Below are 8,060 nucleotides of genomic sequence, written 5' to 3'. Positions count from 1 at the left end.
GCCCTCCCCCTCAAACTCCCCTCCCCCTCCCCAGCGCGTTTTATTCTGTCCTGCGGGGCGGATAAAAAGCGTGCTGCGCTTCCCCGGCCCCTTGCCGTCAGCTCTGCCCTCGATGCCCGTAGATTCCTTCGTCGCAACGGGCACGCCCCTTACGGGCCGCCATTCGAGCGAGCCTCTTTTCACTGCTAAAAACGCAGCCACCACTTTCGCAAGTCCCTCCTCCCGCCCCTGGTATGCCTATCACGGACAGGCATGTCTTCTATCCCGTTCTGTCTAAAAGCCATCTACGTCCTGCCTTGAATAACGGCATCCTCTCCGCATGCGCTCTACGCATCCCCCACACAACCAGCGGCCGTTCTGCCATCACTGCAACTTTTCTTCCCCATCCATTGAGCGCGCCGATCGGGCGGCGTACGCCGAAGGCGTCGTGCCGCCCTTGCCCCGGCGCGCCCGCGCAGTACCGGGGACCGAGGCGGGGCAGGGGGTGCAGGGGGCCTGGGGCTGCCCAAGCCCCGGCCCCTTGCCGCTCGCCGCGCAGGCAGACCAGCCCGGATGTCGGGCAACGGCCGCTCATCGTGCGGCAGCCCTCCGCGTCACGCGGCTCTATCCCGGCACGGCGCAGCGTCCATCCTCCTCCTGCCGCAGCGGCGAACCTCTTTTACGTTGCCTTCCCCCCGGGCCGGTGGCATACTGCCGCCATGTCCATCTTCACCACATCCACTCCCGTCATCGGCACGCCGGAAAACGGCGAATGGCCTCTGGTGCACCCGCTGGCCTGCCTGCCCGAACCGGCCCTGGAGTCCCCCACGCAGGGCAGCATCCCCGACGATGCCGCCTGCATGGCCCTTTGGGACAAATATGGCATGCTGGACAATATCCGCGCCCATTCGCGCATGGTGGCCCATATCGCCACCGAGCTGGCCCAGCGGGCCCGCGCGGCCGGGTTCCCGGTCAATGTGGCCGCTGTGCGCGCCAGCGCCATGCTGCACGACATCGCCAAGACCTACAGCGTCCTGCACGGCGGCAGCCATGCCCAGCTGGGGGCCAGCTGGGTGGTGACCGAGACCCGCAACCATGCCTTGGCGCAGGGCGTGCTGCTGCACGTCCACTGGCCCTGGGCCGTCCCGGAGCAGGAGCCCGAGCGCCTGTTCTCCATCCCGTTTTTCGTGATCTACGCTGACAAGCGGGTCAAGCACGACCAGTGCGTGCCCCTGCGCCAGCGCTATGAAGACCTGCTGGTGCGTTACGGCCATACGGAAAAGGCCCGCAAGGGCATCCGCCTTTCGTGGCAGCAGGGCGAATGTATCGAACGCGCCTTCGAGGCGCATCTGGGGTATGCCATCCATGAAGATTCTTTTGATAGCGGGCGGCTGGTCCAGCGAGCGTGAGGTCTCCCTGACCGGTGCCCGCGGCATGCAGGAAGCCCTGCTCAAACGCGGTCACGCCGTGACCTTCTTCGACCTGCTGGAAAATTTCGACGAGCTGCTGGAGACCGCCCGGCAGCATGACTTTGCCCTCATCAACCTGCACGGTTCGCCGGGCGAGGACGGTCTGGTGCAGGCCATGCTGGAAAAGGCCGGCTGTCCCTACCAGGGCTCCGGGCCTTCCGGTTCCTTCCTGGCCCTGAACAAGGCCGCCGCCAAGCAGATCTTCCGCATGGCCGGCCTGCCCACGGCCGACTGGGAATTCCTGCCCGTGCGTCCCGCCGAAGGCTGGGAACCGCGCCTGCCCTGGCCGCTCTTCGTCAAGACCACCACGGGCGGTTCTTCCCTGCGTCTGGGCCGTGCCACCAACCGGCAGGAACTGGATGCCCTCATGGACGAGATCTTCGCCGCCGGTGAAGGTGTGCTCATCGAACCCCAGCTGCCCGGCAAGGAGATCACCTGCGGCATCCTGGGCGAGGAAGCCATGCCGCCCATCCTCATCGAGCCCGTGGCGGGCGACTACTTCGACTACGAGAGCAAGTACGCCAGCGGCGGCGCGCGCGAGCTCTGCCCCGCGCCCGTTTCCCCGGCCGTCACCGCCGAGGTGCAGCGCCTGGCCCTGGCCGCCCACAAGGCCCTGGGCCTCAAGGGCTACAGCCGCGCCGACTTCATCCTCGGCCCCGACGACAGCCTGCACCTGCTGGAGGTCAACACCCTGCCCGGCATGACGCCCACCAGTCTCGTGCCGCAGGAGGCCGCCCAGCTGGGCATGGATTTTGGCCAGCTGCTGGAAAAACTCATCGAGCTGGGCATGGAACAGCACGCCAAAGCCTGATCCCTGCCCCTTCCGTTTGCCTTCAGGCGCGCTGTCCCCGGGCAGCGCGCTTTTTCGTTTCCGGCCCGTGCCGGGAGCGGCCCCGTTCCGAGCGCCCCGGCGCACGTCTGCCCAAGGAGGCAGCCCCATGAATCCCACTTTTGCCGCCCACGCGGCCGCCATCCTGACCATCCTCATCTGGGGCGCCACCTTCACCTCCACCAAGGTGCTGCTGCAGGCCTTTGCGCCCATCGAGATCCTTTTCCTGCGCTTTTTGCTGGGGGCCTGTGCCCTGTTGCTGGCCTGCCCCCGCCTGCTGCATGTGCGTGACCGGCGCCGGGAAGTGACCTTTGCCCTGGCGGGCCTGTGCGGCGTGACCCTCTACTTTTTGCTGGAGAACATCGCCCTGAGCTACAGCACGGCGTCCAACGTGGGCGTGCTGGTGGGCATATCGCCCTTTTTGACGGCCCTGCTGGCCCGCATCGTCCTGGGCGAGAGCCTGCATCCCGGCTTTTTCGTGGGCTTCGTCTGCGCCATGTCCGGCATCGTCTGCATCGCCGTCAACAGCAATGCCGTGCTCCGGCTCAACCCGCTGGGCGATGTCCTGGCCCTGCTGGCGGCCCTGACCTGGGCCTTCTATTCCATCCTGACCCGCAAGATAGGCGACTACGGCTACAATACCTTGCAAGTGACGCGCCGCATCTTCTGCTGGGGCCTGCTCTTCATGCTGCCAACCCTGCCGCTGTCCGGCTTCCGCTGGGGCCTGGAGCGTCTGGCGCAGCCCGAGATGCTGGCCAACCTGCTCTTCCTCGGTCTGGGAGCCTCGGCCCTGTGCTTCGCCACCTGGAATTTCACCATCCGCATCCTGGGCGCCATCAAGACCAGCGTCTATATCTACGCCGTGCCCGTGGTCTCGGTCATCACCGCCACCCTTTTGCTGGGCGAGCGCCTGACCGGCCTGGCCCTTACCGGCATGACCCTCATCATCCTCGGTCTGGTCATCTCCGAAGGCCGCCTGCCCCTGCGCCGCAAAAAAGCCTGACCGCAGCCGGGCCGCGCCCCGAGATACCCCCCTGCCCCGGAACAGCCAAAAGCCCCGCGCCGTCATGACGACAGCACGGGGCTTTTCAGCAACGGACCCGCAGGGCGGTATCCGCTTAGTTCCAGATCAGATGCAGCAACCAGTAGGAACAGAAGCCCACGGTAGCCGCAGCGGGCAGGGTCAGCACCCAGGCCGTGACCAGCTGTCCGGCCACGGTCCAGCGCACGGCGGAAAGGCGCTTGGTGGAACCCACACCGAAGATGCAGGCCGAGATGGTGTGCGTGGTGCTCACGGGAGCGCCCAGCACGGATGCCCCGGAGATGACCAGAGCGGCCGAGGTCTCGGCGGCAAAGCCGTGCACGGGCTCCAGCTTGAAGATGCGGTGGCCCATGGTCTTGACGATCTTCCAGCCGCCGATGGCCGTACCGGCGGCCATGGCCATGGCGCAGGCCAGCTTGACCCACAGGGGCACGGCCACTTCGTCGATCTCGCCGAAGATGAACAGGGCCAGGGTGATGATGCCCATGGTCTTCTGGGCGTCATTGAGGCCGTGGCTGGTGGCCATGAAGGCCGCGGACACCAGCTGCATCTTGCGGAAGATGCGGTTGACCTTGCTGCGCATGACCCGCGCGAAGATCCAGTAGATGAGCCACATGATGAGGAAGCCCACCCCAAAGCCCGCCAGCGGCGAGAGCACCAGCGGCAGCAGCACCTTGTTGACGATACCGGCAAAATTGAGGGCATCGGGCCCGGCATGGGCCAGGGCAGCACCCACCAGGCCGCCGATGAGCGCATGGGAGGACGACGAGGGGATGCCGAAATACCAGGTGAGGCAGTTCCAGAAGATGGCGCCCAGCAGGGCCGCCAGCACGAGGATATGGCTGCCCTGGACCACTTCGGGCAGGACGAGGCCCGCCCCGAGGGTCTTGGCCACCTCGGTGCCCAGCAGGGCCCCGGCCAGGTTGAGGGCGGCCGCCATGCCCACGGCAAAGCGGGGCGTCACCACCTTGGTGGAGACCACGGTGGCGATGGCATTGGCGCAGTCGTGCGCGCCGTTGGTAAAGTCGAATACCAGGGCGACAAGGACGATCAGAATGAGCAGGAGAGGGATCTCAAACATTCTTCAGCACCGCTTCTTCGATGGTTTCAGCCAGATTATTGACGTTTTCCAGAAGCATGCTGATGCGGTCGTAAGCCTGGCTCCACTTCATGATGTTCATGAGCCGGGCGGGGGTGATCTCCTGCTGGTCGTCCATGAGCTCGGCCAGTCCCACGGCCAGCAGCATGTCGCACTCGCCGCGCAGGTAGCGGAAGGCACGCGTCTTGTGGCAGTCCTCACGCCGGGTCAGGCCGTCCAGCATCTCGCCGGTCAGCTCCAGCATGGAGCAGATGGTGCGCACCAGCTGCACGGCGGGGAAGCGCATGGTGGGGAACTCGAAGATGTGCAGACGGGTGCTCAGGGTGTGCAGGCCGTCCAGAGCCTCTTCCTGTTCCTGGTTGATGCGCAGGATGTCCTCACGGTCGATGGGCGTGATGAAGGTCTGCGACAGGTCGCGGATGATGCGCACATGGAGTTTGTCCGCCTCTTCCTCGATCAGGGCGATCTTCTTGTGGGCCTCGTCCATCTTGGACAGGTCCTCCAGCATGGCGAGCAACAGTCGCGACATGTGGCGCAAATGGCTGTTTTGCTCCAGCAGCATTTCAAAGAACGGAGCGGACTTGGGAAGCAGGGATGCGAACATGCGCCCTCCTCTTGATGTGAAAGATCCCTGGACGGGGTCCCCTGCCCCTGCGGCAAACGGCCGAAAGGGATGTATTACCGGGATCCCCTGACTTCATTCCTTATCGTGTACGCCCGGTATGCGTGTTTCCGGGCGGGTACCGCCTTTTATTACAATAGATAATGATATCTGTTTATTATCTTTGCAGTGATTATACGGTGTCCATGAAATCGTTTTCAAGCCATTTCCGGCCTGCGGCTGCGATTTCCCCTTCCGGCAGCCAGGCAGGCGGCAGCAGCCAGCGGGCCTCCGACAGATGCAAGGCGCCGTGGTGCAGAAAAAAATATCCCTGCCCGTCTTCTGAGGACTGCGGCAGGGAGGAAGCATACAGGCCATCCAGCCACAAGGCATGGCCCAGAGCGGCGGCATGGGCCCGGATCTGGTGCCGGGCGCCCCGATGGATGGTACAGCCCGCCAGGGTCAGACTGTCGGGCAAAGAGGGGACGGACAAAGAAAAGCGTCGGCACAGTTCGCGGGCGAAATCACGGCAGGACTCGCCCTGCCAGCGGTACAGGGGCCGGAACCAGGTCCAGCGGGTGGCATCAGCGGTCTCGGCATCCAGCACACGGACCACACGGCGCTGCGCCATATCCAGGGCCCGGCGCACGCAGGCCTCCTGCTCCAGACAACCGGACAGCAGGGCCAGATAACCTTTGCAGCACCGCCCCCCGGCTTCGGCCTGGCGAAAATCCTGCACCGTGGCGTCCAGGCCGTCCGCATCATCCGCCACGGCGGCACAGACGATACCCGACGTCCGGGCATCCAGGCGTTGCAGCAGGGCCCAGGCCGGAGGGACGGCGCCCTCGGGCCACAGCGAAGGGATGGCGGCCTCAAGGCTGCGGCCGCTGCCCCCGGCCAGACTGACGCTGTGCCAGCCTGCGGGTTTGAAAAAAGCCTGCCAGCGCCCCTGACGGGAAAGCGCACGTGGAGCTTCTCCACCGGCAGCAGGATCAGGAAAAACTTCCGGGAGAGCCGGGGAAAGGCTGATGCTGTCGCCCTGACGGACACGGTAGGCGGCGGAGGCCTGACGGCCGTTGACCCGCACCCGCCCTTCTTCCAGCAGGCGCCGACGGCCGCGCAGGCCGGGCACAGGCTGGCCCAGGGCTTCCAGTACCACGGCCAGGGCCGCGTCCAGCCGCTGGCCGGCAAGGGCGGCATCGGCCACATGACAGTCTTGGTACAGGGCGTCCATCAGGCATCCTCTTCCGGGATCGCGGCCGTCCCCGCTTCCGGGGCACGCTCACGGGCGCGCAGCTCTTCCACCAGTTCCAGCAGGGCCACGGAGGCCCGTTCGGGATCGTGATGCTGCGGATCGTCGGGGCAGACCATCTCCCTGTCCACCACCTCGATGCCGCGCCGTTCCAGCTCCTTCCATTCGATGCCGCCGGGATAGCGGCCGTGGCGACTGTCCAGCAGCACGGCATGCAGCAGGTCGCCGGGGCCCGCCTGCGGCGCGTCCTGCTGCAGGTGGCGCAACAGCATGTCCACCTGGGCGGTGAGGGTCAGGCCCTGGGCCTCGGTATCCTTGCCGGAATTGGGGATGTAGATCTTGGGGCAGCGCGCTGCGGCCACGGCACGGCCCACGCCGTCGGGCAGCAGATTGGAGAGCACGCTGGTGTAGAAACTGCCCATGGGATAGCAGATGGCCCCGGCGCTTTGCAGATAGGTGGCCGCCGTGGCCGACAGGGGCGGACGGCAGGGCGTGAGGGCCGTGGAAGTGCGCCCCGGTTCGTGGACCGTGAGGTAGAGGCGCCGTACCGGCTGGGTCAGGCGACAGAAATGGTGCTGCCCCACCAGGACGGAGCCGTCGGCCAGCTCGGCAGCCAGATGCAGACAGGCATTGACGATGGGCAGGACCACGCCGCGCACCTGCAAAAGACGGCTGAACAGGCTCAGCACCGGCGTGAAATTGCGCTGGAAATGCAGATAGCCCCCGGCAAGCAGCAGGTTGCCCATGCTGGCTTTCTGGGGGCGGAAATCATCGGGCATGCGCTCCAGGAAATAGCCCAGATGCACCCGCATCACATCGGCCATGACCGACGGCAGGGGACGCCAGCAGGGATGCCCGGCGCTGCCCATGGCGCGCAGACGGGCGCGCAGGGCCTCGGAATCACCTTCCGCGGGCAGGCGCATCTCCCAGAAGTCCAGTACGCTCTGCGGGATCATGCTGTCTGCCAGGGCGGCCAGACGATTGCGGATGTCCCCCACGGCGGGCAGGGCAAAAGCTTCGCGCAGGGCGGCGGAACTGCCGCCCGAATCGAAGGGCGTCACCAGATGGACGGAATTGTGGGTGTAACGGGTAAGACTGCGACTCAGGCCCCTGAGGGCCGTACCACCGGTGAAGAAGACCAGCCGGGGACCAAGGGCGGGCAGGAGGACGCTCACGCCGCTTCTCCGGTCATGCCCAGTTCGCGCATCCTGAGGTAGATGGCGCGGCCGATCCAGGCATCGGTGGCAGCGTAGATGACCTGGCGCTTGCTCAGCTCCATGACGCTCCAGTTGGAACACTGGGGCCCCTTGGAGATGCGCTGCCCGAACAGGTTGGCGGCCAGGGTGCGCAGGCCCTGCGTGGTCAGCTGATGGGCCCGGGCCACCATGCCCAGATCCACCATGCCCGCAGGCTTGAAAGGACACAGACGGGCCAGCTCGCGCATGTCGTCGCCGATGGCCACCCCGGCCTTGATGACCGCGGGGTCGGCCAGCAGGCCCGCCAGTTCGGGCCCGAAAGGCCACCAGGAAAGCTGCACCAGATACACGGCCCGGGCCGTGGCCAGCTGCACCAGGGAAGGGGGGTTGACCCGGCCCTTGCGGAAGGAAGGACGGGTCTCGGTGTCGAAGCCCAGCACCTGTTCCTGCTGCAGATCCGGCAGGGCTTTTTCCCAGTCTTCCAGGCTGCGCACCAGATGGATGGGCCCTTTGTAATGGCACAGGGGCAGGGCGTTGATTTCGTCGCTGCTCAGGCGGCGACGCAGACTTTCCAGATTCATGCCGTTCGGGGG

8 protein-coding genes are annotated in these 8,060 nt (G+C 66.0%); 3 read left to right on the top strand and 5 right to left on the bottom strand.

Features of this window, described 5'->3' with window-relative positions; translation table 11 throughout:
• Nucleotides 1-698 precede the first annotated feature (698 nt).
• The 3 genes from HF854_RS06985 to HF854_RS06975 all read left to right on the top strand — a co-directional run bounded on the left by HF854_RS06985 (nucleotide 699) and on the right by HF854_RS06975 (nucleotide 3,280).
• Nucleotides 699-1,388, top strand: a complete 690-nt coding sequence (locus HF854_RS06985; RefSeq protein WP_168935653.1) for an HD domain-containing protein — start codon at nucleotides 699-701, stop codon at nucleotides 1,386-1,388.
• Nucleotides 1,345-2,259 carry a D-alanine--D-alanine ligase family protein gene (locus tag HF854_RS06980; protein ID WP_168935652.1) on the top strand — a complete coding sequence of 305 codons (915 nt, stop codon included), beginning with the start codon at nucleotides 1,345-1,347 and terminating at the stop codon, nucleotides 2,257-2,259. The genes HF854_RS06985 and HF854_RS06980 overlap by 44 nt, the downstream gene beginning before the upstream one ends.
• Nucleotides 2,260-2,386: 127 nt before the next feature.
• Entirely contained in the window at nucleotides 2,387-3,280 is an 894-nt protein-coding gene (locus tag HF854_RS06975) for a DMT family transporter (RefSeq protein ID WP_168935651.1), read from the top strand.
• A gap of 115 nt (nucleotides 3,281-3,395) precedes the next feature.
• On the opposite strand, the gene HF854_RS06970 is transcribed toward HF854_RS06975, so the two are convergent.
• The 5 genes from HF854_RS06970 to HF854_RS06950 form a co-directional block, all read right to left on the bottom strand.
• Nucleotides 3,396-4,400, bottom strand: coding sequence for an inorganic phosphate transporter (locus HF854_RS06970; protein WP_168935650.1), 1,005 nt, complete (start codon nucleotides 4,398-4,400; stop codon nucleotides 3,396-3,398).
• On the bottom strand, nucleotides 4,393-5,022 hold the full coding sequence (locus HF854_RS06965; protein WP_168935649.1) for a DUF47 domain-containing protein: 630 nt from the start codon (nucleotides 5,020-5,022) through the stop codon (nucleotides 4,393-4,395). The genes HF854_RS06970 and HF854_RS06965 overlap by 8 nt, the downstream gene beginning before the upstream one ends.
• A 190-nt stretch (nucleotides 5,023-5,212) precedes the next feature.
• The gene (locus tag HF854_RS06960; RefSeq protein WP_168935648.1) at nucleotides 5,213-6,253 is read right to left on the bottom strand and encodes an RNA pseudouridine synthase; all 1,041 of its coding nucleotides are present in this window, start codon (nucleotides 6,251-6,253) and stop codon (nucleotides 5,213-5,215) included.
• On the bottom strand, nucleotides 6,253-7,446 hold the full coding sequence (locus tag HF854_RS06955; RefSeq protein WP_168935647.1) for a GAK system CofD-like protein: 1,194 nt from the start codon (nucleotides 7,444-7,446) through the stop codon (nucleotides 6,253-6,255). Before HF854_RS06955 ends, HF854_RS06960 begins: the two co-directional genes overlap by 1 nt.
• Entirely contained in the window at nucleotides 7,443-8,048 is a 606-nt protein-coding gene (locus HF854_RS06950; protein WP_168935646.1) for a 3'-5' exonuclease, read from the bottom strand. The genes HF854_RS06955 and HF854_RS06950 overlap by 4 nt, the downstream gene beginning before the upstream one ends.
• Nucleotides 8,049-8,060 lie beyond the last annotated feature (12 nt).

The organism is Desulfovibrio piger (assembly GCF_012843875.1).
Lineage (GTDB): Bacteria > Desulfobacterota > Desulfovibrionia > Desulfovibrionales > Desulfovibrionaceae > Desulfovibrio.
Note: the sequence above shows the minus strand (reverse complement) of the source record. Positions and strands in the feature narration are given on the sequence as shown.